Raw genomic sequence first — 23,466 nt, forward strand, 5'->3', positions numbered from 1 at the left:
GTGTAGGCGGGGTAGTCGTCGTCATCGAGACGGCCGAATGAATCGTCTGCTGTCATCTCACCTCTCTGTACAACAGGCTGAGGGGCCCTGGTGCCGTATGGCACCAAGGCCCCGAAGGAACTGCTTCACCATCTGCCGGCCTCAGTGCTGCGCCGGCCTTCTGTTTCCGCAGACCCGACTGTGATGCGGCCGGGCATGCGGGGATCGCGGTTGCTGGACCGGAGACCACCTCACTATCGATGTCCTGCGGTACCCGGGCTCACATCCTCCGCCCGGGCGATCCTGATGGCCGAAGCTCCTCCGTTCATCCCTCCTGAACAACCGTTCCCAACGGGGACTGCGAACTGCTGGCACTGCGAACTGCCGGCACTGCGTACTGCTGTTACTGCCGGTGATGCTGGTACTGCTGGTGATGCGAACTGCTGGCGGCCTGTGACAGCGCCGCGCTCCGGCAGCCAGCCCCGTCGCCCGTCCTGCGTCTGCTCTGGCTTAGAACCCCACTGCCGAACTTCCCGGTGCGCGCGCCCGCAGCCGGCGCCTTCACCGAGGTGCTGCTCTCCTACTGCACTGCTGGATCCTGCGAAATGCACTGACAGGTACTGCTCCTGCGGTCCTGCTCACGGCGGCCCCTGATCACTGCGGGCCGCCCGGTCCGGCCGTCAGTCCTGTCGCCGTCCTGCAACCGCTCTGGCTTCGGAACTCCACCACCGCACCGTCCTGCGAACTACGTACCACTGACCGGCAGTTCGTCTCTGCCGGACTTGCCCGATCTCGGCTACGAGAGAAACCATAACCACACAGCCACCCAATGTCTACTCTGGCCAACATAGATTTTCGTGCATCCGACAGTGGGTTTACCACCCCCAGGCGGCAACACAGAAGCAGACCCCCCGGCCACCGCAGCCGGGGCACGGGCAGCGAGCCAGCACCGGGACGCGGCCGTCTCTGAGGCCGACACCGAGCACTGATCCCGGTCGGCACCTGCGGGACTCCCCGCCCCGGCACCGCCCTCAGGCCGTTCGGTCCGCTGCATCTCACGCTCGTCGCACCAGGCGTCACATCAGCTTCGGCTATTGAGCGAGAGTTCAAGACGGGAGGCGCAACGGGTGTACAAGGCCCGCACCGTGCGAGTGCGTCGCGGGAAGGCGCGGCCGTACCCTTCGAGAGTTCGGCGGACGGCTCAGAATTCGTAGTCGGCGATGATCCACGTGGCGGTCTCGCGCCACAGCGCCACGCCCGCCTGGTGGTCCGGGTGGTCGAAGTACGTGTGCAGCGCGTCCACGTCGTCGAACGTGAAGTTGGCCGCGAAGTCGTAGGCGATGGGGCGGTCGGTGAAGTTCCAGCCGAGCTCGCAGGAGCGGATCTCCTTGATGCTGCCGTCGAGCGCGCGGAGGGCGTCCACACCCTTCATGACACGCGGGTCATCGCGCTCGACGCCCTCGTTGAGCTTGAAGAGGATCAGGTGGCGGATCATATGAGCTCCAGGAGGGGCATAAGGGGGTGGGGGGCTACTCAGCCTGGTCAGCGAGCCAGGTGAAGAAGTTGCCGACGGACTGAGCCGGGTTCGAGATGCCCTCGAACCCTGTCTGGACGTAGCCGACGGCGTTTCCCGGGTCCGTGACATCACGTACAGCACGAAGACCACGGGCTGGACGCGTTGGAGGCTGAGGGCCGCGCCGTCTTCGCGGCCCACCTGGTCGACGCGAGCGCGGGCGGCCTGGAACGGCGACCGCAGACTGCGCGGACTTCGAGCGCAACTACTTGTACCCGACCGCGCCTGCGCCGGCACCCTCGTCGACTGGGCCAAGACCTGTCTCAACCTCACGGTCAACACCGCGAGAAGGTCCAAGGGCTTGCAGGGCTTCGTGGTCGCTACTCGCGGAGCATCGCGCCGCCGTTGACCGACCAGACCTGCCCGTTGATCCACTCGCCGTCGTCGGACAGGAGGAACGCCACGATGCCGGCCAGGTCTTCCGGCTTGCCGAAGCGGGGGCTGGGAAGCGTCATGCGGGTGAACTCCAGCGCCTCCGGACTCAGAGCCATCGTCTGCGCGGATTCGGTCAGGACGACTCCGGGAGACACGCAGTTGCAGCGGATGCCCTGCTTGCCCCAGCGGGAGGCGATGTGACGGGTGAGTGCGTTGATCCCCGCCTTGCTTGTCTGGTACGCCGCGCGCTGGTGGTCGCCCACGTGCGCCGCGAGGGAGGAGGTGTTGACGATGGCACCACCGCCCTGTTCCAGCAGGAGGGGAAGGACTGCGCGGCTGGTGAGCGCGAAGCCGATCAGGTTCACTTCCAGGGTGCGCCGCCATACAGCCGGGTCCATGTCGAGCAGATCGCCGTCACGGCCCAAGGTCCCCGCCGAGACGTCGGCGGCGACGTTGTAGAGGCCGTCGACGCCGCCGAGTTTGGAGACGGCGGTGTCGACGAGCGCACGAACCGAACGCTCATCGGCGAGGTCGAACTCGACGGCGAAAGCCGTTGCGCCCGTACTGGTGATGCGCTTGGCGGTGGCCTCGGCCGCGTCGATGTTGACGTCACCGACCACGACCGCCGCGCCCTCGGCCGCGAGCCGTTCGGCGGTGGCCGCGCCGATCCCGGACGCCCCTCCGGCGACGACGATGCGCTTTGTGTTGAGTCCCTGCATTGCACTACTCCTTGTCTGTTCCGGCGCCGCAGCGATCGTCTGCTGGTAACGCCTCGTGGGGGATTTGCGGGTCTGATGTCGACCCGCAATCTCGAACTGGGGACCGTCGTCCGCGCTCTCAGCCCCTTGCGGGCGGAACCCGGCGGGGCAGATCAGTCCTGCGGTACCAAGGGCTGCCTCCTCCAGTCCCCCGGGAGCCTCGGTCAGCAGTACGACGATGTCTCCCTCTTCCCGGTGATCAAAGACGTCGGGGCGATCAGGGCGCACTGCCTGGCGCCCACTTGGCTTCGTCCACGGTGAGCTTCATGGGGGTTCGTCATTCGACCGGAAGCTCTACTTCAGATAACACAGTATCCGACACTCGTCGGAAAACCAACACTTGTCGGTTGGGTAGAGTGTGGGCCATGACCACGTCCCGACGGAACGCACCGGCAGGCGACCGCCGCGTACGGCGTACTCACGCAGCCCTGCAGGGAGCACTGATCAAGCTCGTCGAGGAGCAGGACCTGGGGCAAATCAGCGTCGCGGACGTGGCGGAACAGGCCGGGGTGAACCGCACGACCTTCTACGACCACTACCGGGACGTGCACGAACTGGCCGAGGCCGCCTGCACCGCGACGATCGACACCCTCATCGAGTCCCTCCCCGCCCTCGACCCCGCTCCGGCGGCCCCGGATGCGGAACCCGCCCGATCACTCGTCGCGTTCTTCGAGAACCTCGCCGAACACGCCGGCCTCTACCGCAGCCTCCTGGGACCACAGGGCAGCGCCCGCGTCATCGACCACATCCGCAGCCGCATCTCCGCCAACGTCCACGTCACCGTGCGCCTCAACGCCGGCGCTGCGCCGGACAGCGTCTCGACGACCGACATCCCCCACGACGTACCCGCCGCATTCACCGCCGGGGCACTCCTCGGTGTGGCCACCGACTGGCTCCAACGCGACAGCCCCCGCACACCGAACGAGATGGCCGAACTGACCTGGCAACTCCTCGTCACCCACCACCCCACCGACGCCCGGCATGGCACAACATGAGGTGATCCTGCGGCTCACGAGCCTCGAGAAGAATCGCGCGCGAACGACGATCACGACCGCAGTCGACAGCGCGAAGGGCTGGAGGAGACGCTGGGCGGCGGGGATCGACGGACATGCAGCTGGGAGGAAACCACCTTCGCCCAGCTCTATACGCCCCGCGCCGCCGTCGCGTCCATGCCGCACGGAAGTCACCGCAGGCCGGGGGCGGACAAGCATTCCGAATCCCGCACCCAGGCCAGGCTTTGAAGCCACCCGGCCCGACTCCGGCCTGGTGCTGCTGGTCGGCCGCCGCCCGCCCGCGCGACGGCGCGGGGATCACCGTGAGGCAGCGGCGTCTGTCTTCTCGCGGAGGTCTCACCCGGAAAAGACTTGCACCTGACGTTAGCGTGAGGTTCTAGCGTGGCTGTTGTCGGGCCCATCAGGGCGCTCCCGACGATGCATACCTACGTGAAGGACCACCCCCCATGCACATCGCCAACTCCGTCGCCCTTGTCACCGGTGGGAGCCGCGGCCTCGGCCGCCACTTCGTCACCCAGCTGCTGGAGCGGGGAGCGACGAAGGTGTACGCCACCGCACGCAACCCCGAGAGCGTTGATCTGCCCGGAGCGGAGGTGCTGGCACTCGACATCACCGACCCGGCTTCCGTCGCCGCCGTGGCGGAAGCCGCCTCGGACGTGACGCTGCTGGTCAACAACGCCGGCATCATCACCATCAATGACCTGGTCAACGGGGACCTGGACCAGATCGAACTGGAAATGGACACCGCCTACTACGGACCGTTGCACATGATCCGTGCCTTCACCCCGATCCTGAAGGCGGGTGGCGGCGGGGCGATCGTCAACGTCCTGTCGGTCGCATCCTGGGTCCCCTCCGAGCACTGGGGCGCCTACAGCGCGGCCAAGGCCGCCGCGTGGAGCCTGACCAACAGCGTCCGCCTCGAACTGTCCGGTCAGAACACCCTGGTCACCGGCCTGTATCTGGGCCCCACCGACACCGACATGGCTAAAGGTCAGCCGTTCGAGAAGAACGATCCGGCCGACGTTGTCAGGGCCGCACTCGACGGGGTCGAGGCCAAGCAGTCCGAGGTCATCGCCGACGCGCTGTCCGCGCGGGCCAAGGCCAACCTGGCTCTGGACCCCGCCGTGGTCTACACACCGGCCGCGCCCGCCGCCTGACATCCAAGGATCACTCACCACGGCGTGACGGTCCGTGACCGATAAGTGCGCCCTCCATTCCCCCAGCTCGCACAGCGAAAGAAGGCCCGCCATGAACGCCACCTCCTCGTCCAGGCCCAAGGCACTGATCGTCGTCCCGTCGGCTGCTCTTCTGCCGCTCACCGCACCGGCAGACCACCCCGGCGTCTCCACCGGGTTCTATCTGGTCGAGCTGGCGCAGATTCTCAAGGAATTCGGTGACGAGTACGAGTTCACCTTCACCACCCCCGGCGGGCTCGTCCCGCAGCTGGAGATCAACGGCCTGGCCCTGTCGATGCACGCCGCGGACAAGTTCAGTTCCGCAACGGTCTCGGCCACCGCTGCGCAGGCGTTCCGCTTCGATGTCGACACCTTCCGTGCCAAACGGCCAGGACTCGTCGCCCGCCGGGACAGCGAACTCGCCCTCGCCCGCCGCTACCTGGGCCGCCTGCCCGTCTCCGAGACACTGCCGGGCAGCGACAAGGAAGTCGTGGTGCTGCGCGACGACCTGATCAAGTCGATGCAGGACCTGCCGGAGCACAGCTACCTGTCCATCGAGCAGCTCGTGCACAGACACCGTGACCCCGAGGACGCCTTCGACCTGGGCGCGTTCGACTTCGTGCACATGCCCGGCGGCCACGCTCCCATGGTCGACTTCGTCGACAACCCCTGGCTCGGCGAACTCCTGCACACCCTGCGGGAGAACCAGGTGCTGATCTCGCTGATCTGCCACGCCCCCATCGCCATGGCCTCGGCCAAGTACCGGGTGGGTGCTGACGGCACCGTCATCACCGACCTCGACCACGCCTTCAACGGCGTGCGGGTGACCACGGTCGCCAAGTCCGCCGAACTCTTCGTCCTCAGCAACGGCTACCTCAAGATCCCCGGCAAGAAGGTGCGGATGGGCTACTTCATCGACGAAGCCCTCCGGAGCGCCGGCTACAAGGTGGAGACGACCACCAACCCGACCGCCATCAAGGTCATCTGGGAGGAAGGCGTCCGCCTGCTCACCAGCAACGGCCCCCAGGCCATCGACGAGCACGCCGCCCGTCTGCGCACCCTCCTGCCCCGCCACTGACCCTCACTCTCCCGGCACCGCCGGGACCACAGACCTGGCGCATGCCATCCACGGATGGCATGCGCCAGATCGGCATGTCCACCTGATCGACCGTGATCCGGCACGCTGCTGCCGGACAAGAAGAAAGGACCGTGATGACGACGTCAGCTACGCTGAAACCTCACACTAACGTCAGCTGCAACTCTGACACGATGCTGAACCGGCAAGGAGGAGCGATGCGGATCGGAGAGGTCGCCGAACAGGCGGGGGTGAGCGTCCGGGCGCTGCGGTACTACGAGGAGCAGGGGCTGCTCGGCGCCACCCGTACCGGCGGGGGGCAGCGGCAGTACCCGGACGGCGCGGTCGCCCGGGTCAGGATGATCCAGCAGCTGTACGCCGCCGGCCTGGCGAGCAGGCTTGTCCGCGAGGTCCTGCCACGGTGCATGAACGAGGGCCCCTCGCCCGTCGGCTTCAGCGACAGCCTCATCACCGAACGGGCCCGCATCGACCGCCAGATCGGCGACCTGACAGCAGTGCGGGCCCGCCTCGACGAGATCATCGCGGTGGCGACGGACCCCAGCCACCCGCACCACAGCCACCCCGTACGCGGCGGCATCGCCGCCAGTACCGCCTGAGGCGGTCTTGGCGCACACCACTCATCAGTGGTGTGCGCCAAGACCGCCTCAGCTACCGACCCCATCGTCGCCTCGGTGGGGTCGCCGCGCGCGAAACGTCATCCGCCTGGCTGCACGGCCTCGCCGCGGCCTGTGCGTCCGGTACCGGACAGCGGCGGCCTCTGTCCCAGCCGGGACAGAGGCCGTCGTACGAGAGGGTGGGCGTCGCGCTCAGTCCATGGTGAGGACGACACGCCCCTGGAGCCCGCCCTTGATCATGCGGGCGTATGCCTGCGCGGCATCCTGCAGCGGGTAGGTCTCGGCCACGCGCAGCGCCAGGTGTCCGGCCGCGGCCAGATCGGACAGCGTCGAAAGCGTCGCTGCGTCCGGGCCGACCTGCGTCAGGAGGACCCGGATGCCTCGCTCGGTCTGGGGCAGGGCGTCGAGCCGTGTGGTCACGAACCTGCCGCCGTCCGCCACCGCACCGATGGCGGTCTGCCCCAGCCTGGCTGTGTCGAGAACGGCGTCGACTCCTTCGGGGCGCACCGTGCGGATGGTCTCGACGAGCGGCTGCGACGCCGGCACGTATACGTCGGCCCCCGCCACCTTCGTCGCGAACTCGCCGTCGGACGAGAGGTCACTGGCGATAACCACGGCTCCCCGGCGCTTGGCCAGCTGCACCGCGTAGCCGCCGACCGCTCCCTCCGCCCCGGTGATGAGCACGGTCTGGCCCGCCTGGATGCCGAGCAGTTCGACGGACTGGGCGGCGGTCAGGCCGTTGAGGGGGATGGTGGCGGCGTGGACGGGGTCGACACCGGCGGGCGCCGCGGCGATCGACTGGGAAGGAACCACGATGTACTCGGCCTGGCCCCGGTTCAGCCCCAGGGGCAAGCCGTGGCTGAACGCGATGACAGGCTGCCCGGGCTTCCAGTGGATCCCCGGGCCGACGGCGTCGACAATGCCGGCGACATCCCAGCCGAGGCCATAGGCGACCCCCTCCGGCGGAGCGGTGAAGAAGCCCCCGCTCCAAGCCGCCACATCGGTCGGATTGAGCCCGGCCGCCTGGACCTTGATACGAATCTCGCTCAGGCCCGGAACAGGCTTGTCGACCTCGGCGACCTCGACGACGTCCGGGCCGCCGAGCGAACGGTAAACAGCTGCGCGCATGAGTACTCCTGCTGTCGGTCGCACCTGCTCACAGCAGACGCGGAAGATCGCTGACGTAGAAAGGCGATGTCCGCAGGGAGCTGCGGAGCGCCAACAGCCACCACGCTAAAACCTGACGCCAACGTCAGGTGCAAGTCGGGCAGCGTTCGGCATGAGGCCGAGCACGCCGAGCTGGTTCTCCTCCATGGTCCAAGCCCTCGGTCGAGTAGAGCGGGGTGGAGGGACGACACGCAGGACTCGACAGGGAAGAGCAGTTCTCTGTCAAGTTCAGCGTGTTGAACTCTTTCGAAGAGTCAGGGGTTGCATGGAGGCACCCCGGGCGGGGGCGGGCGCCAAGCTGAAGCTGCCCGCCAGGCTTCGGCACAGGCGGTCCGCGAACGCCTCCCAGACTGCGGCTGGCTCGGCGTGAGTGAAGCCAAGGCGCATGCTGGTTCCTCCTGTGAAAGCGGCTGCAGGACCGCGGAGCGGCGATCCGCGTCTCCGGGCCTGGCAGTCCCCCCTGCCGACCATCTGATGGCCGGGGGGACCTGAGGTGGGACTACGGGAGTGAGGCGCGGCGAGGCATCAGGTGTCGAACCGCACCCCGCCGAGCCACGTGACCTTTTCGGGGTCGTGGTGGTCGAAGATGTGGCTGCGGGCTGTATCCAGGCCGGTGATGCGTGCCATGTCGTCCTCGGTGAGCTGGAAGTCGAAGACGTCGAGGTTTGCTGCCATGCGTTCGGGCCGTACCGACTTCGGGATCACGACGATCTCGCGCTGGATGAGCCAGCGAAGGGCGATCTGGGCGACGGACTTGTCGTGGGCGCGGGCGATGTCGACTAGCACGGGGTTGTCGAAGAAGCCCTGGCCGCCTTCGGCGAGCGGTCCCCAGGACTCGTGCTGGACGCCGTGTTCACGCATCAGCTTGTGGTCGTCGGAGCGCTGGAAGAATACGTGCGTCTCGATCTGGTTGACCGCGGGGACGATCTCGTTGTGGGCGATGAGGTCGGCGAGCCGGTCGGGGTAGAAGTTACTGACCCCGATCGCCCGGGTGCGGCCGTCCCGGTTGAGGTCCTCCAGGGCCCGCCAGGCGCCGTAGTAGTCACCGAAGGGCTGATGGAGCAGGTAGAGGTCGAGGTGGTCGAGACCGAGCCGGTCGAGGGAGCGGTCGAAGGCCCTCTTGGCACTGTCCTGGCCGTAGTCCTGGATCCACAGCTTGGTGGTGATGAACAGTTCGTCGCGGGGGACGCCGCTGGCGGCGACGGCCCGGCCCACGGCCCGTTCGTTCTCGTACGCCGCGGCGGTGTCGAGGAGGCGGTAGCCGGCCTCGAGTGCGGCCTCGACCGCCTGTTGCGTCTGGTCGTCGGGGATCTGGAAGACGCCAAAGCCGAGGAGCGGCATCTGCACGCCGTTGTTGAGGGTGACCTGGGGGATCTGCACGGTCATCGGTAGTGCTTCCTGTTGCTGGTCGGTTGGGTGGGCTGGGACGGTGCGGGTCAGCGGTGCTTGATGCCGGTCTGGGCGGCTGGGGCGAGGGTGGGTTCGGTGACGGGAGCGTCGCCGAGCGCCCGGTCGACGGCGGCAAGCAGGTCGGCGGAGAGTTCCACGCCCGAGGCGGCGGCGTTGCTGTGGACCTGTTCGGGGCGGGAGGCGCCGGTGATGGCGGAGGCGACCTCGCTGCGGCGCAGGACCCAGGCCAGCGCCAGGGTGGGCATGCTCAGCCCGGCCTGTTCGGCGATCGGAACGAGGCGCTGGACCGCTTCGAGGGTGGCGTCGCTGTAGACGAGGTCCTTCGAGCCCCCCATGTCGGCGGAGGCGAAGCGGCTTCCCTCGGGGACAGGCTGGCCCGGCTTGTATTTGCCGGTCAGGACGCCCTGCGCGAGCGGGGACCACACGATCTGGGAGATGCCGCTGGCCGCGCACAGGCCGAAGACCTCAGCCTCGGGGGCCTGCCACAGCATGGAGTACTGCGGCTGGGAGGAGACGAACAGCTCGGGCCCGGCGATGTCGATGCCGGCCTGGACCTGCTCGGGAGTCCACTCGCTGAAACCGAGGTAGCGGGCCTTGCCCTGTTCGACGACCTTCTGGAACGCCTCGATGGTGTCCTCGATCGGCACGGCCGGGTCGAAGCGGTGCGCCTGGTACAGGTCGACGTAGTCGGTCTTCAGACGGGTGAGGGAAGCGTCGATCTGCTTGGAGATCTGCGCCGGAGACAGACCCTGGTCGGCCGGGTCGTCGGACATCGGACCCCAGACCTTGGTGGCCAGGATGTAGGAGTCACGGGGGTGGGAGGAGAGGATCTCGCCCCACGCCGTCTCCGCGGCGCCTTGTCCGTAGACGTTGGCGGTGTCGAAGAAAGTGATGCCCGCCTCGAACGCCGCCTCGGTGCAGGCCCGGGTCTGATCGGCTTCGATGCCGCCGGAGTAAGTGAGCCAGGACCCCAGGGAGATCTCCGAGACCTCAAGGTCCGAGCTGCCGAGCTTGCGGTAGCGCATGGTCACTCCTTGCGTTAGTGGTCGTTTTGGGAGGGAGATAGCAGGTCAGCGGCGGAGTGCGGCCGTCTGCAGGGCTGGGTTGAGGAAGCTGCTGTCGGCCGGGTTGATGACCGTGCCCGGGGTGACGATCTCGTCGATGCGGTCCAGGACCTCCGCAGTCAGGATCACGTCGGCGGCAGACAGCTGCGACAGGAGGTGGTCCAGCGTGCGCGGGCCGATGATCGCCGACGTGACCGCAGGGTGGTTGAAGACGAAAGCGATCGCCATCTCGATCAGCGTCATCCCGTTGTCCTCGGCCACGTGGGCCAGGGCCTCGGTCGCCTGAAGCTTGCGCTGGTTGACCGGCAGGGACATGTCGAACCGGTCGGTCAGGCGCTGCCGGGCCGGCGAAGGGGTGGGCACGTCGGCGTCCTGGCGCCAGCGCCCCGACAGCCAGCCGCCCGCGAGCGGACTATAGGTGATCACGCCCATACCGTGGCGGGCCGCAGTCGGCAGAACGTCCGCCTCGATGCCTCGCACCAGCATGGAGTACGGAGCCTGCTCGCACACGAACCGCTCCAGACGGCGGTCCCGGGCGGCCCACTGGGCCTCGACGATCTGGCTGCCGGGGAAGGTCGAGGAGCCGAGGTAGCGGACCTTGCCCTGGCGCACCAGGTCCGTCAGGGCGCCCAGGGTCTCCTCGATGTCGGTGTCGGGTGAGGGACGGTGGACCTGATAGAGGTCGATGTAGTCGGTCTGCAGACGGCGCAGCGAGTCCTCGACGGCCCGCATGATCCAGCGCCGGGAGTTGCCCCGCTGGTTCGGGTCGTCCCCCATCGGGTTGTGGAACTTGGTGGCCAGGACGATGTTGTCGCGGCGTCCCTTGATGGCCTGGCCGACGATTTCCTCGCATTCGCCGTGCGAGTAGATGTCTGCGGTGTCGATGAAATTGATGCCGGCGTCCAGCGCGCCGTGGATGATCCGGGTGGACTCCTCGGGGTCCGAGTTGCCCCACGGCCCGAACATCATCGCGCCCAGGCACATCTTGCTGACGGACAGGCCGGTGCGGCCGAGTAGACGCTGTTCCATGAGGGTCTCCAAGAGGTATGCGGTCTTTCGGGTTGGGAAGCGGGGCGGGGCAGGCTCCTGTGTTCCCCAGTCAGCCCTGCGTCGCCGAAGCCGTCTTGCGCCGTGAGTCGGCCAGCAGGCCGAGCGGCACCAGCGCCAGCAGTGCGAGGACCATGCCGGTCAGCGGCGGCCCCTGCAGGTCCAGGGCGGAGGTGAGGGCGGCGCCGCCGATCCAGGAGCCGAGGGCGATGCCGACCTGGAACGCGGACGTGGCCAGCGCCATGGGCAGGGCCCGGCCGGCTCCGGCGACGCGGACGACCTCACCGACCACGACCGGGTTGGTCGCGAAGCCGGCGGCGCCGAGCAGCACGACCAGGACCACGGCCACGACGCTGTTGGTCGCCCACAGGGTGATCGCGGCCAGGATCGCGGCGGCGACCGCGGTGGCGGGGATGAGGGTGCCGTAGGGCTTGCTGTCGCCGCGGCGTCCGCCGAGCGTGGTGCCGGCCAGCGCGCCGGCGCCGAAGCCGAGCATGGCCAGTGGTACCGCCGCCGCGGCGAGGCCGGCACGGTCGGTCAGCAGCGGGGCAACGTAGCTGTAGGCGGCCATGATGCCGCCCTGGATGAGCGCGATGGCCAGGTACACCAGCCACAGGCGCGGGTGCTTGAGCGAGGCCGTCTCGGCACGCAGAGTGCTGTCCGCCCCGCCGCGGTCGGCGGGCAGCTGGCGGACGATCACGGCGGCGGCGGCCACAGCGAGGGCGGCGAGCACCCAGAAGGGGGTCTGCCAGCCGGACAGCTGGCCGGCGGCCGTGCCAAGGGGCACGCCGACGACGTTGGCGAGGGTGGTGCCGCCGACCATGACGCCCATGGCACGGGTGCTGGCGGCCGGGCCGGCGGCGGCGGTCGCGATCACCGCGCCCACGGCCCAGAAGGTGCCGTTGCCCAGCGCAGCGGCGAACCGGCCCATCAGGGCCAGCCCCAGGCTGGAGCTCAGGGCGCCGACGATGTGGCCGGCTGCGAAGACGAGCAGGGCGGCGATCAACGCGTTGCGGCGCGGCAGGCGCAGGGTGGCCAGGGACATCACGGGCGCGCCGATCATCATGCCGACGGCGAAGATGGTGATCAGCATCCCGGCGCTGGACACGCTCACGCCAAGGGCGCCGGAGAGCTGTGGCAGCAGGCCGGTGACGATCATCTCGCTGGTGCCCATGATGAAGGTGATGGCACCCAGCAGCCACACCACCGGCGGCAGCTTGACCTTTCCGGCGGGGACGGGCGCGCTGCCGTCGTGCTCCGGCGAAGCGTCGGCCGGGCGGCCTTGCCGGGTGGTGGAGGAAGGGGACGCGGCGGAAGTCACCGAAGATCCTTTCGATCGGATGGCACGTGCGGCGGTCCCTGGAGAGCGACCGGGGGTGGCGGCCGTGCCATGGGGACGTACCGGCGGGGGCGTTCACATCCCGCCGAGATCTACGGAACCAGCTGCGGCCTGCGGCAAACAGTCACGCTCGTGAGGGGTAACGCCAGGGACCCCCTCGTGCCGGAACCGTGCGTGGGCGCAGGGCGCAGCGGAGGCAGGAGCCGGGTGCCGCAGCAGGCGGCGACGGTCATACGAGTGCGGGCGGGCGCGGACCGGCGTGTGAATCGGTCCTGGTGTTAGCCCTCGGTGCCGGACCGCTCTGCGGCCGTTTCCCGCTGCTGGGTGGCGGCCCAGCTGGCCAGGAGCTTCAGGGCGTCAGCGGCCGGTGTCCCGGGATCGGCGCTGTAGACGGTGATGGACAGACCATGGTCACCGGGCAGGTCCAAGGTCTCGTGGACGAGCTCCATCTCGCCCACCGCCGGATGCAGGAACCGCTTCGTACCCTCGGTGAAGACGTGTACGTCATGCGCGCCCCACATGGTGCGGAAGGCGTCACTGCGGGTCGACAGCTCACCGATCAGGTTCGACAGCTCACGGTCGTAGGGGTTCTTGGCGACCTCGACCCGCAGCACCCCCACTCCTTCGCGGGCCACCCGTTCCCAGTCGGGGTAGAGCCGGGTGGCCCGCGGGTCGAGAAAGACGAACCGGCAGGTGTTGACCGGCTCGGTCTCGAACAGCTCGCAGTGCAGGGCCCGGGCGAGCGGATTGGCCGCCAGGATGTCCATGCGGTTGTTGCGCACGTACGCGGGCTGGTCGTGCAGGCCCTCGACGATGCGCAGCACGCTGGGCCGCACGGTCGCCTTCTTCGGACGGCGCCGGGCCCGAGCCCCACCGGTGCCGGCTGCCCGCGCCAGGGCGTACAGGTGATCCCGCTCGGTGTCGTCCAGACGCAGGGCCTGGGCGAGGGCGTCCAGGACGCTGTCAGAGGCCCCGGCGAGGTTGCCGCGCTCCAGACGCGTGTAGTACTCGACGCTCACCCCGGCCAGCATCGCGACCTCACCGCGACGCAGCCCGGGCACCCGCCGCTGCCCGTACACCGGCAGGCCAGCTTGCTCCGGGGTGACTTTAGCGCGGCGTGATTTCAGAAATGCGCTGACTTCTTCCTGGTTGTCCATGCGGACAGCGTAGGGAGGCGTCGCCGAAGGTGGGGGACCCTGTTGTTACCCCTCACAACAGAGACTCCCCCACCCCTTCTCGTCCGGTTCTGATGGGTTGACCGGACTTGCCGGACTTCCCGGAGACAGGGCCATCCCTGGCCAGACGGAGACGACATGAAAGGACAGGGGAACATCTTGGAGAAGAAAACACACATGTCACATGTGCCCCGGCAGACGGCCAGGGCCAGCAGGGCCGTCGTCGTCGGCGGCTCCTTGGCCGGGCTGATGACCGGCCTCGCACTGGCTCGCTCCAGGATCGAGGTCACCCTGCTGGAGCGGGTGGGCTCCTTCCCTCGCAGCGGAGCTTCGCTGGGCGGGGTGGACGAGCACCTGCTGACGCGACTCACCGGCGGCGCATCCCCGCCACCGGGCTCGGTGCCGCTGCGCTCGGTGACCTCCGGCATCCAGCCCTGGGACCTTCTCCACCAACGGCTACGGGCCGCCGCCGAAGCCGACGAACGCATCACCGTGCACCACCGCACCCGCGTGATCCACGTCGGCCAGGACGCCGACGCCGCCTGGGCTATCACTGAGGACGGCCGCACCCACCGCGGCGAGGTGGTAATCGGCGCCGACGGCCACCGCAGCACGGTCCGAGCCGCCATCGCCCCCGACAAACCGGACGCCGCCTTCGCCGGCTACCTGATCTGGCTCGGAGTGGCCGACGAGTCCGCGCTCACACCCGGACACCTCTACCCCCACGGCTTCGACATCCTCCACGGCGGCGAGGACGTCCTCCTCGGCTACCCCCTCGCGAGCCGCCGCGGCTCCATCCGGCCCGGCTCCCGCCGGATGGGCTGGGCCTGGTACGACGCGAGCCGTAACGACCTGTTGAGGCAGAAGGGCAGCGTCCGCGGCACCGTCGTCCAGCACTCCCTGCGCGCCGCCGACATTCCCAAGGCCACTTTCAAGGAGCTCACGGCCGAGGCCGCCGACCTGTGGCCGGAACCCTGGCGCGATGCCATCCTCGACAGCCTGAAGCGACGCGACATCCTCGGCACCCCGATCGCCGAGTACGTCCCCGAACGCCTGGTCGACGGGCGCATCGCCCTGGTCGGCGACGCTGCGCACGTCCCCACCCCCATGACCGGCTCCGGCTTCGCCGCCTCCATGGAAGACGCCGACGCCGTCGCCGAGGCCATCGCATCCAGCCTCCGGCACGGCACTCCCCTGCACCGGGCCCTCGCCGCCTACGAGCGCAAGCGCCTGCCCCAGGTTCGCAGCATGGTCCAGTCCGGACAGCAGTTCAGCCGTTTCTTCGCCGGCCAGCTCGTGTAGCCGACCAGCGGACCGACCATCCGGTGCCAGGAAGATCGACGCTCCGGCGCTGACATGCAGCTCCTGGGAGACCCGTTGCAGTTGCAGCCACTCCGGCTCCTGCGCCGCGCGAACCTGAGCTTGACGGAGAACTGCGTGTACGCGCGGACCTGCCCTTCCACCGGCCCCGCATGTGGCACCTCGACGCCTGAACGGTCCGTCCTCAGGGCTCTTGCTTGGCAGGACGGCTGATGGGGCGACCGCCGTGAACGTCCATGCGGCGCACGCATTCCGCAGCGGCGTATGGAGGAGTGCCGCCACGACTGGCAGACGCCGCGGGCCGGGCAGGGGCGGGTCTTTCCGCACCGGCGGCAGACGGCGACGGATGCCCAGTATCGGGCCGCGGTCCCGCAGCTTTCACAGATCCGACCGCCGGGAACGAGGTGGGCCAGGAAGCGCAGACGGCCGCACTGCGTGCAGGCCGGCTGGCGCGCGCTCGTGTAGCCAGCCTCGATCAGGCGCCCGATGATTTCCTGGACCGAGGCGATCGCTTCCGAGGCCCCGCTGGTAAGTGCGGCCGGGTGGGCGTCCAGGTGTTTGCGGGCTGCGAATCGGACCTGAGGTGCCAGATCAGCGATCACAGCCGCGGCTGTCTCCGGCGTCAACCCTGGGCATCCTGCCAGGAGTTGCTCGATCAGGGCTTCACGGGTCGCGGTCGCGGCGGCTCCTTCGGACTGTCGGCTCACAGTCCCTCTGAGCGCCGGAGCTGGGTGCGGCGAGTCGGCGGGGCCGCGACCGCGGTTTCCCCCGTGGCGGTGGGCTTGGCGACCTGCTGGCGGACCTCGACAACCTCGATCAGGTCGTTCGGGGTGCAGGCCAGGATGTCACAGAGCGCTGCCAGCGTGTCCATCGAGAGGCGCTGGGGTGGCTGTGTCACGAGCTGGTAGACCTGTTCCCGGGACAGATGGACGCCTCGTTCGGCCAGCAGCGGCACGAGTTCGGTGGTCTGGAACATGTCCTGGGTGGCCATCAGTTTGCGCAGGTTCCAGCGCACTCCTTTGGTCTTGGTCACCGGGTACTTCCCTTCGTCGTGCGCTGACGTCGTGCGCTCGGCCGCACCTTTTGACGCTGCAGATGGGCCTCCAGCAGGCGGTTTCGGTACTCGTCCGAGACTCAGGTGTAGAGCGCGGTCGTGGACCCGTGCCGGTGTCCGACCTGGTGCTGGATTATCTTGAGTCCGGACCAGCGTCGTCCCTGTGACCTTGGCGTTCGCGTGGACGAGAATGTTGTCGAGGCGGAGTTGGCCGGGTCGGCAGCATGAAAGACAGCTGACCGATCGATATCAGCGCGAGACGTACCGCCACGAGTTCTCACGGGTTGCCTCGTCTGCGTGCTGAGGGTGCTGGGGTTCACGAGGTTGCCGGTCCAGACGGAGAGGGACGGGTTGCCCGGCCGACCTCCTGAGCTCGCTCGCGGGCCGCGACCTGCTGGAGCTCGCCGTATCGGTGGAGTGCCTGCGGATCGCCGATGTATTCGGCAGCCGCGATGGCGGCGTCGAGGACTCCGTCCATCCAGAGTCGGGGAATCCCCTGCAAATCCTGCTCACTCGCAGCGAGGAGACGCTGCGCGGTGGAGGTGTCAGGTGCGTTCGGGACGAGAAGGAAGCACTCCTTGACGAAGTGCCGCCACTTGCCCTGCTCGATGCCGCGCTTGTCGGGCGGAAGTCCGTGCTGGGCCTCCTGAAGCGTCTGCCATGCGCCCGCGAAGTCGTCGGTTCGTCGTTGCAGTCGGGCGAGGGTGAGCAGTTTGCTCCCCTTCGCCCCCGACCACGAATCGTTGAGCGCGACGGCTTCTTTCTGCACGTCCACCGCCTCGGTGAGGTAGCCGAGGTGGGCGAGGTGGAACTGCAGTGCGTTGAGCGTGTCGCCGGTTCGAGGCTCGCTGGCGGCCCACTCGGTCATGAACAGGCGGGATGCCTCACGTTCGCCCAGGCGCGCTGCGTGGTGGGCCCACGCTTTGAGCCCTTCGTCAGCCGGGTCAGCGGGGAATCGTGCGCGTTGCTGGTCCAACCATTCTCCGACCGCTGTGTCGGTGTGGCGGGCCGATGTGATGTCGCCCAGGATGCGGTCGCGGTCAGGGTGGGAACTGGCCTGCACTGCCTCGGTGCTGGCGGCGATGCCTGCGGTGAGGAGGTGGTAGAGGTGGTAGCCCAGGGCCGTGTCGAAGCTGATGTTTTTGGCGTCCCAGTGCAGCCAAAGGTCATCGACCTGCCGGTGTTCAGCGACCAGGAACCCGGCCAGGGTCAGGTCGGATGCCATGCCCCAGGGGACGGCCTCGCGGTAGTAGGTGGTCTGCTGCTGGAGGAGAAAGCACAGGAGCGGTAGATCCTGGGGGCGGCGGTCGTATTGCAGTGCCCACAGGACCGCGAAGCGGGTGGCTCTGTTGCGGTCGGTCACGGCGCCTTCGTCGGTGCCCTGAACGTCGCAGTAGGCCAGGTCCGCCCACGTCGCCTGGTCCCGCCGGGCTCGTTGTAGAGCGGTTCTGGGTCCCCGCAGTACTCGGTCCTGCTCGTCAGTGGTACTCATCGTTGTCCCCTCGCTTGGTCTCGCGTAATTCTCTCGGCTCGCTTTTCGCCCAGTGCGCTGGCCAGTTGGTCGCGGAGGCGGCGGTTCTCCTCGGTGAGTTGCCGAACGCGGGTGTTCGCTGCTTCGAGTCGCCGCAGGAGGGAGGCGTCGGAGGTCCGCTGGCGCGCTGGAACCGGGGAGGCGGGTGCTCGGCGGTGTGCTGCCCGCAGGCGCTCGACTTCAGCCCGCAGGTCCGGCTGGCCGTAGAGCCAGGACCGGGAGACGCCCGCCTGCCTGGCGACAGCATCGAAGGTGACCGGCTCTCCGGCCGCGTCGAGGGGTACGTGGCCTCCCGTGATGCCTTCGAACGCCTTGTCTCGACGTTGGCCGACGCCCCGGCGCACAGCCTGGCCCATGACGAACTGGAAGAACTACTCGAACAACAAGGACGCGAGCTGCTGCGGCAGTTGATGCTGCATCACCTCGACCTGCGGGCGAGGGCAGAAGAAGCTGCGTCCCGCACCGGCGCGGGACGGCCGGTGGTGCGCGGGCCGGAAGGACAGGCACGGACCTGGCGGGAGAGCAGCCATCCCCGCTGGCTGACCTGCGTGTTCGGGTCGGTGCGGGTGACCAGGATCGCCTATCGCAGCCGGGGCGTGTCCAACGTGCACCCGGCGGACGAAGCGAGGCCTGCAAGGTGCGCCTCGCGCAGGTCCTCCCACGGCGTGCAGTCCTCCACCGCAGGCAGCCCGGTCTCGACGATGTCCTCCAGGGCGGCCGCCCGGTCCGCATTCGCGCGGGTCCTGGCCGCGTACGCGCGCAGCCCGTCGGCGGCCACGGGCTCCAGCTGCTGCCGGGTGCGGTCAGCAAGTGCCGGCTGTTCGCTCATCGAGGACTCCCCAAGCGCAGACTGGCGTGTCCCACCTCGGTATCGCCGGGCAGGCCGACCCTGCACTCCTCCGAAAAGTCCGGGCGTCCTGCGACTCCCTCCGCTCCACGAAGTGGGCATGGGCCGGTCGCCCGCCACTGAACGAGCCAACAGTCGGCCGAACATCCCCGCGGATGCGGGAAGCAGCGGATCCACGCTCGGAGCCCTTTGTGGTCCGCGGGGCCACCCCCACAGGTGCGGGGAGCAGGAGATCCGTGAGGCCCGGCAGACCCTCGACGCGGGCCCCCTCGGGTGCGGGGAGCAGACCTCCGCTATTTTCCGCGACATCGCGTTGCCTGGGACCAGCCCCGCGCCTGCGGGAATGTCCCCGGGGCGTTGCAGAAGAGCCAGCCGCCGCAGCTACTGCTCATCGGTGGCTCACCCGCAGCCCCGGCCACACCTTCCTTCAGGCGGCGAAGCCGACAGTGGTGACGTATTCGTACTGGCCCCACTGCGAGCCGAGGCCGACAACCTGATCCACCCACGCGTTGTCCCGCTCCTGGTCAACGCCGGCCGCCCAAACGGCGACGATGCGGTCAAAGCGGCGGACGTTCATCGTGCGGAACCCCACTCGTGCAGGGTCTGATCGAGTGGCAGTTGACATGTCAGGCTTCAACCCTCGCCGCTGCAGACTAGGCTGGGACTGTCAGATCATGCCGGTCCGGATGCACAAAGGTGAGGATCATGGCCCAGAAGTCACCGGCCCCCGTGGCGTCCTCGCGCTGGGCACCGGCCACGGACCAATTGCCCCGTGATCTTGGGGAGCTCGCCGGCCCGGTGTGTGGTGTGGTGACACTTCCGCTGCATCTGGCGTGGTCGGGGCTGCAGACGTTTGACCTCGGGGACGAGAAGCTGTTGCTGGGGATGTACCGGATCGTCCTGCTCAACGGCCGGCACGAGGACTACACCCGCTACCTCGACGCCGCAGTGCTCGCAGGCCGGTGGCCCGTCCTGCGCAAGATGCTGGGCCGCGGTGTGCGCAGCGCGTGGGAGGACCGCTTCCCCCGGTTGCGGTCAGCGGCGGCCGCGTGAGCCTGCACGGCCTGCCCGAACATCATCGGCGGCTCCTCGGTGACGCTCTGGCCGCTGGGCGTCCGTACGGTCTGGCGTTGATGGGCGGCTATGCGGTCCAGGCGCATGGCATCGTTCACCGGCCCAGTCAGGACCTCGACTTCGCCACCGAGCACCCCGCCGGCATGACAGAGATCATCGAGCAGATCGTGGACTCGCTCACCGGGAAGGGCTGGCGGATCACCATGATCGACGTGGCCCCGCTCAAGGCCCGCTTCCTCGCCACCGACCCGGCCACGGAAGCCACCTGCGAGGTGGACCTGCTCAAGGAAGTGCTGTGGCGCCCGCCTGTCGTCATGGACATCGGCCCCGTCCTGGACCTGGACGACCTCATCGGCACCAAAGTACGCGCTCTCGGCGACCGGGGGCTCGCCCGCGACGCCATCGACGTCCACGCCGCCCGCCACCTCTACACCCTTCCCGAGCTGGAAGCCCTCGCCGCGCGACGCCCCGAAGAATTCGACCTCACCGAACTCCACGACCGACTGGAAAGCCTGGAATGGATTAGCGACGCCGAGTTTGAGGCGTACGGCATGCATGGACACCCCCCGCATCACCCAACTGCGCCAGTGGGCCCAACGCTGTGTTTGACTCCGTTGCCGATCAGCGGCCGTTGCCCACGGGACCACCCGCTTCCGCCGCGCAGGACGGCGCCGACGCGGCCGTGAAGCCCGGACGCATGACCTGAGGCCAGCTCTTGAGTATTGCTCGGGTGACAGGCCAGCGTGACAGTCCCGCCCCGGTCCGCCTCCTCCGGCTCCTGCTCTCGGGCGCCGTACAGGCCCTCGTCCCCGGCTCTGCTCGCACCGAGAAGTGGGGCCGGCCCTCGTCCGGAACCAGCCGGAGATCACAGAGATTCCGTGGTCGCGGGGTGTTGCTCGATGCGAGCGGCGACATCTGGCGGGACGGACCGGTCGAAGGTGGTCTCGACGGCGCCGATCAGGGCATCGGCCGTGGCCTCGTCCGGGATGCCGTCGTGTTCGGCACACCATTCGGTCAGGGCCTGGGTCTGGCCCGCCCACAGCAGCAGCGCCCAGGCGAGTTCGGCCGGGCTGTGAGCGGCCATGTGGGCGACGGCCTCAGCATCGGTGGCGATCACGTGCTGGTCGGAACAGACCAGGCAGCCCTGGCCTACGCCCGCGTAGTCGACGAGCTGGGCCAGGGGTTCAGTCGTTGCCATGCCCGGCAAGCTACGCCGCCCGGCCGCCCGCGTAGCGGAGTTCGCCGGGACTTCCCTCGACAGGCTGAACTGCGGCAGCCTCGTCGGCTGCTGCCGGGCGCGAGCAGGCTGATGACCTCGGTGCGGCCCTATCACGGACGTGGGCTTCCGCGTCGGTGGGATGTACGACAGCGTCGGGATCAGGTGGTTCGTGCAGGCCGGAGCCGACGGCGTGCCTCTGTCCTCGGTGCCTGCGGTGCAGCGCTGCCCGGGGGCCCTTACGAGTGCTTGCACTTCTGGCCTCCGCCTCCGGCCAAGACTTCCGTGGTCCAGCGTCTGCGCTCGACCTTGGTCGAAGCCCTCGGAGCGGACTGCCATCGCCTGCGGCGCGTCGGCCGTAATCAGGTGCCCGTGCTGACCCGACCCTTGTCGACTCCACAGCCTTGCGCTCTGTCACGTTCTCACCGGTCATCGATGCATCCTCCACGACCGGGAGTTGCACCGAATCCAGTCCCCGGACTTCCCGCCCTCCAGCTCTTTGCCCACATCCACGAAGGTGGAGGGCTGTCTTGAGCTGCCGCGCGCGGTGAGTTCGGGCCGGGGCCCGCGAGTTCGGCGCCGGTCACACCGGGTGTCGCCGCTGCGGAGGTTAGGGGTGACAGAGGGCATACGTAGGGGGTGTATGTGCTGGCGGGCCAGGGGCGTTGCGGCGTCCAATGGGGTGGGTAAGGCCGACTGGCCGCTCGCGCTGCCCCAACGGCGCGGCAGGCACGTGGGGTCCGCGGTCTCGCGGGAGGCTCCGCGGGGTCCCGCGCCGACGTCCCGGGGCGAGGGCGGTGGGAGCTGTCCCGCCCCGGGACGCCGTGGCTCGGTCGTACCGACCCGCCCAGTCGGCCGTACCGCCCTGTACCTGTCTGGAAATGAAGGGACACACCCCAGCATGGCGACGAACTCCGAGAGGTGGATCAGGCGCTATCACCCCGCGCCGGACGCTTCGACGCGCCTGGTCTGCTTTCCGCACGCCGGTGGCTCCGCTACGTTCTACCACCCTGTCTCGCGCACATTGTCGCCCGAGATCGACGTGCTGGCGGTGCAGTATCCGGGGCGTCAGGAGCGCCGTACGGAGCCCTTGGTGGACAGCGTCGAGAAGCTGGCCGACCGCATCGTCCCGGAGCTTGAGCCCTGGCTCGACCGGCCGTTGACCTTCTTCGGGCACAGCATGGGCGCGTCGCTGGCCTATGAGGTGGCCCTGCGGCTGGAGGCCCGGGGCACGACGCTGCTCGGCCTCTTCGCGTCCGGGCGCCGGGCACCGTCGCGGTGGCGGGATGAGCGTGTGCATCAGTCCGACGACGAGGGACTGCTCAGGGAGCTGCGCAGTCTCAGCGGCACGGACCCGGCGGTGCTCGGGGACGAGGAGGTCCTGCAGATGATCCTCCCCGCGGTGCGCAGTGACTACCGTGCCGCCGAGACCTACCGCCCGGGGACGGGCCCTCGGGTGGGCTGCCCCGTGGTTGTTTTGATCGGCAACGACGACCCGAAGGTCAGTGAAGAGGAGGCCCGTTCGTGGGCCGACCACACGACGGAAGACACCACTTTCCGTTCCTTCGACGGGGGCCACTTCTACCTCAACTCGCATGCCCCGCAGGTACTTCGGGAGATCAGGCAGTTCGTCGCGGAGCGTGGCGCAGTGGCCGCGAAGTGACCCGGGGGGAGTCTGCCTGGCTCAAGCGGCCCGCACCTCACGCGTCCAAAGGACCGGAAGGCCGTGGACGGGCCGCGTCCGTATTCGGACGGAACCCGGCTGTACGTCGCGGGCGGCGTCGGCGAGCGGTCCGACGGCTCGCCTGTGTGCTCCGTAACCTTAAGGGGCCGCTTCTTGGCGGTCGGCAGGCAGTCGGCAGCCGCGAGTTGAGGGCGGCGCCGAAACGGTCCGTGCCCGGGATGAATGTGGTGGGCTGCCCCCGGAAGGGGTGGAGTCGCGGCTTCCCTGAGGGCTTGCCGCGCCGCGTCCTGCCCGAGGTGCGGCGGCCCTGACCGCGCCGGCCGGTGACCGGCTTACTGTCAGGCGACTATCTGCAACAGTCCGGCGGCGCGCAGTTCTTCGATCCAGAGGCTGAAATCGGACTGCATGTACTCGGGGTTGAGGTCCCAGTGCTTCGCCAGCAGCGCGGCGGCGGCGTCGGGACGGCCGCCCTGCTGCAGCAGGGCGATCCACATTGCGGTGCTGATGGCACTGCACCGGAAGCGAGAGCCGGACGCAGGGCATGTGAGTTCAAGCCGTCCGTCCTCCAGGACGGCGACGTCCACCCCTGGCCGAGCCCGCACACGCACGGAAGGCCTCCGTCTCGTTGAGTTACCCCGCCGACGCTTCCGTGGACGGCGGTCGCTCGTCACTACATGCCCTGAGAACATTACCCAACGGCATGTCGGAAAGAGCCTTCCCGCCATTGTCATTGCCGTTTCTTGTCAATCTCTATGCAATTTCTTGAGGTCAACGGTATTGCGGTGCGGACGGCGATCGCCACCGGCGTCTTGTACACAGCCGGCCGACTGTCCTGCAGCGGCTCCGCGACAGCCGATCCGGCCAGATGGCATATTACGGTGAAAATGACAATAAGGAACGAGGCGAAATTCGTGCGGCCGGCCCGGAGAACGCGTGTGTGGTGGTATCGGTTCTC

The 23,466-nt window shown here is 68.6% G+C and carries 22 protein-coding genes and 2 pseudogenes; 9 read left to right on the forward strand and 15 right to left on the reverse strand.

Features of this window, described 5'->3' with window-relative positions; all coding sequences use genetic code 11:
* Positions 1-1,180: 1,180 nt before the first annotated feature.
* Positions 1,181-1,474: a Dabb family protein gene (locus KUF83_RS38725; RefSeq protein ID WP_217459788.1), complete on the reverse strand. Its 294-nt coding sequence runs from the start codon at positions 1,472-1,474 to the stop codon at positions 1,181-1,183.
* A gap of 398 nt (positions 1,475-1,872) precedes the next feature.
* Positions 1,873-2,646: an SDR family NAD(P)-dependent oxidoreductase gene (locus KUF83_RS38730; protein ID WP_217459792.1), complete on the reverse strand. Its 774-nt coding sequence runs from the start codon at positions 2,644-2,646 to the stop codon at positions 1,873-1,875.
* A 404-nt stretch (positions 2,647-3,050) separates the two neighbouring features.
* Here KUF83_RS38730 and KUF83_RS38735 point away from each other — a divergent pair, with 404 nt between their 5' ends.
* From KUF83_RS38735 to KUF83_RS38750, 4 genes are all read left to right on the forward strand, one after another.
* The gene (locus tag KUF83_RS38735) at positions 3,051-3,680 is read left to right on the forward strand and encodes a TetR/AcrR family transcriptional regulator (RefSeq protein WP_217459794.1); all 630 of its coding nucleotides are present in this window, start codon (positions 3,051-3,053) and stop codon (positions 3,678-3,680) included.
* A gap of 464 nt (positions 3,681-4,144) precedes the next feature.
* Positions 4,145-4,855: an SDR family oxidoreductase gene (locus tag KUF83_RS38740; protein WP_217459796.1), complete on the forward strand. Its 711-nt coding sequence runs from the start codon at positions 4,145-4,147 to the stop codon at positions 4,853-4,855.
* 91 nt (positions 4,856-4,946) lie between these two features.
* On the forward strand, positions 4,947-5,951 hold the full coding sequence (locus KUF83_RS38745; protein WP_217459797.1) for a DJ-1/PfpI family protein: 1,005 nt from the start codon (positions 4,947-4,949) through the stop codon (positions 5,949-5,951).
* 215 nt (positions 5,952-6,166) lie between these two features.
* Complete coding sequence (locus KUF83_RS38750; protein WP_217459799.1) at positions 6,167-6,565, forward strand: MerR family transcriptional regulator; 399 nt, start codon at positions 6,167-6,169, stop codon at positions 6,563-6,565.
* Between the two features lie 210 nt (positions 6,566-6,775).
* Here KUF83_RS38750 and KUF83_RS38755 read toward each other — a convergent pair whose 3' ends face one another.
* The 6 genes from KUF83_RS38755 to KUF83_RS38780 form a co-directional block, all read right to left on the reverse strand.
* Positions 6,776-7,711 (reverse strand): NADP-dependent oxidoreductase, encoded by a 936-nt coding sequence (locus tag KUF83_RS38755; protein ID WP_217459800.1) that lies wholly within the window; start codon positions 7,709-7,711, stop codon positions 6,776-6,778.
* 564 nt (positions 7,712-8,275) lie between these two features.
* Positions 8,276-9,124: an aldo/keto reductase gene (locus KUF83_RS38760; protein ID WP_217459815.1), complete on the reverse strand. Its 849-nt coding sequence runs from the start codon at positions 9,122-9,124 to the stop codon at positions 8,276-8,278.
* Between the two features lie 62 nt (positions 9,125-9,186).
* Positions 9,187-10,185, reverse strand: a complete 999-nt coding sequence (locus tag KUF83_RS38765) for an aldo/keto reductase family protein (RefSeq protein ID WP_217459801.1) — start codon at positions 10,183-10,185, stop codon at positions 9,187-9,189.
* 45 nt (positions 10,186-10,230) lie between these two features.
* On the reverse strand, positions 10,231-11,253 hold the full coding sequence (locus KUF83_RS38770; protein WP_217459802.1) for an aldo/keto reductase: 1,023 nt from the start codon (positions 11,251-11,253) through the stop codon (positions 10,231-10,233).
* 70 nt (positions 11,254-11,323) lie between these two features.
* On the reverse strand, positions 11,324-12,592 hold the full coding sequence (locus tag KUF83_RS38775; RefSeq protein WP_308403343.1) for an MFS transporter: 1,269 nt from the start codon (positions 12,590-12,592) through the stop codon (positions 11,324-11,326).
* A gap of 296 nt (positions 12,593-12,888) precedes the next feature.
* The gene (locus KUF83_RS38780) at positions 12,889-13,767 is read right to left on the reverse strand and encodes a helix-turn-helix transcriptional regulator (protein ID WP_217459803.1); all 879 of its coding nucleotides are present in this window, start codon (positions 13,765-13,767) and stop codon (positions 12,889-12,891) included.
* 195 nt (positions 13,768-13,962) lie between these two features.
* Here KUF83_RS38780 and KUF83_RS38785 point away from each other — a divergent pair, with 195 nt between their 5' ends.
* Entirely contained in the window at positions 13,963-15,087 is a 1,125-nt protein-coding gene (locus KUF83_RS38785) for an FAD-dependent monooxygenase (protein ID WP_217459804.1), read from the forward strand.
* Between the two features lie 721 nt (positions 15,088-15,808).
* On the opposite strand, the gene KUF83_RS38790 is transcribed toward KUF83_RS38785, so the two are convergent.
* From KUF83_RS38790 to KUF83_RS42735, 3 genes are all read right to left on the reverse strand, one after another.
* Entirely contained in the window at positions 15,809-16,138 is a 330-nt protein-coding gene (locus tag KUF83_RS38790; protein ID WP_308403344.1) for a helix-turn-helix transcriptional regulator, read from the reverse strand.
* A gap of 337 nt (positions 16,139-16,475) precedes the next feature.
* Positions 16,476-17,522 carry a hypothetical protein gene (locus KUF83_RS38795; RefSeq protein ID WP_308403346.1) on the reverse strand — a complete coding sequence of 349 codons (1,047 nt, stop codon included), beginning with the start codon at positions 17,520-17,522 and terminating at the stop codon, positions 16,476-16,478.
* A gap of 125 nt (positions 17,523-17,647) precedes the next feature.
* Positions 17,648-18,046 carry a DUF6262 family protein gene (locus KUF83_RS42735; protein ID WP_302828604.1) on the reverse strand — a complete coding sequence of 133 codons (399 nt, stop codon included), beginning with the start codon at positions 18,044-18,046 and terminating at the stop codon, positions 17,648-17,650.
* Here KUF83_RS42735 and KUF83_RS42405 point away from each other — a divergent pair.
* A pseudogene (locus tag KUF83_RS42405) lies at positions 17,936-18,316 on the forward strand (ISKra4 family transposase); the annotation flags it as partial. The gene KUF83_RS42735 and the pseudogene KUF83_RS42405 overlap by 111 nt on opposite strands.
* Here KUF83_RS42405 and KUF83_RS38800 read toward each other — a convergent pair.
* Both KUF83_RS38800 and KUF83_RS38805 read right to left on the reverse strand, forming a co-directional pair.
* Entirely contained in the window at positions 18,271-18,519 is a 249-nt protein-coding gene (locus KUF83_RS38800; protein ID WP_217459806.1) for a hypothetical protein, read from the reverse strand. The pseudogene KUF83_RS42405 and the gene KUF83_RS38800 overlap by 46 nt on opposite strands.
* 445 nt (positions 18,520-18,964) lie before the next feature.
* Positions 18,965-19,129, reverse strand: a pseudogene (locus KUF83_RS38805) (transcriptional regulator); the annotation flags it as partial.
* A gap of 113 nt (positions 19,130-19,242) precedes the next feature.
* On the opposite strand from KUF83_RS38805, the gene KUF83_RS38810 reads away from it, so the two are divergent.
* Both KUF83_RS38810 and KUF83_RS38815 read left to right on the forward strand, forming a co-directional pair.
* Positions 19,243-19,590 (forward strand): hypothetical protein, encoded by a 348-nt coding sequence (locus tag KUF83_RS38810; RefSeq protein ID WP_217459807.1) that lies wholly within the window; start codon positions 19,243-19,245, stop codon positions 19,588-19,590.
* The gene (locus KUF83_RS38815; RefSeq protein ID WP_308403347.1) at positions 19,587-20,297 is read left to right on the forward strand and encodes a nucleotidyl transferase AbiEii/AbiGii toxin family protein; all 711 of its coding nucleotides are present in this window, start codon (positions 19,587-19,589) and stop codon (positions 20,295-20,297) included. Before KUF83_RS38810 ends, KUF83_RS38815 begins: the two co-directional genes overlap by 4 nt.
* Before the next feature lie 179 nt (positions 20,298-20,476).
* Here KUF83_RS38815 and KUF83_RS38820 read toward each other — a convergent pair whose 3' ends face one another.
* Positions 20,477-20,809, reverse strand: coding sequence for a hypothetical protein (locus tag KUF83_RS38820; protein WP_217459808.1), 333 nt, complete (start codon positions 20,807-20,809; stop codon positions 20,477-20,479).
* 919 nt (positions 20,810-21,728) lie between these two features.
* On the opposite strand from KUF83_RS38820, the gene KUF83_RS38825 reads away from it, so the two are divergent.
* Complete coding sequence (locus KUF83_RS38825) at positions 21,729-22,490, forward strand: thioesterase II family protein (RefSeq protein WP_217459809.1); 762 nt, start codon at positions 21,729-21,731, stop codon at positions 22,488-22,490.
* Positions 22,491-22,849: 359 nt separating this feature from the next.
* Here the strand turns inward: KUF83_RS38825 and KUF83_RS38830 are convergent, their stop codons facing one another.
* Positions 22,850-23,005: a hypothetical protein gene (locus KUF83_RS38830; RefSeq protein ID WP_217459810.1), complete on the reverse strand. Its 156-nt coding sequence runs from the start codon at positions 23,003-23,005 to the stop codon at positions 22,850-22,852.
* Positions 23,006-23,466 lie beyond the last annotated feature (461 nt).

It is taken from the genome of Streptomyces sp. BV286, from assembly GCF_019090165.1.
GTDB lineage: Bacteria > Actinomycetota > Actinomycetes > Streptomycetales > Streptomycetaceae > Streptomyces.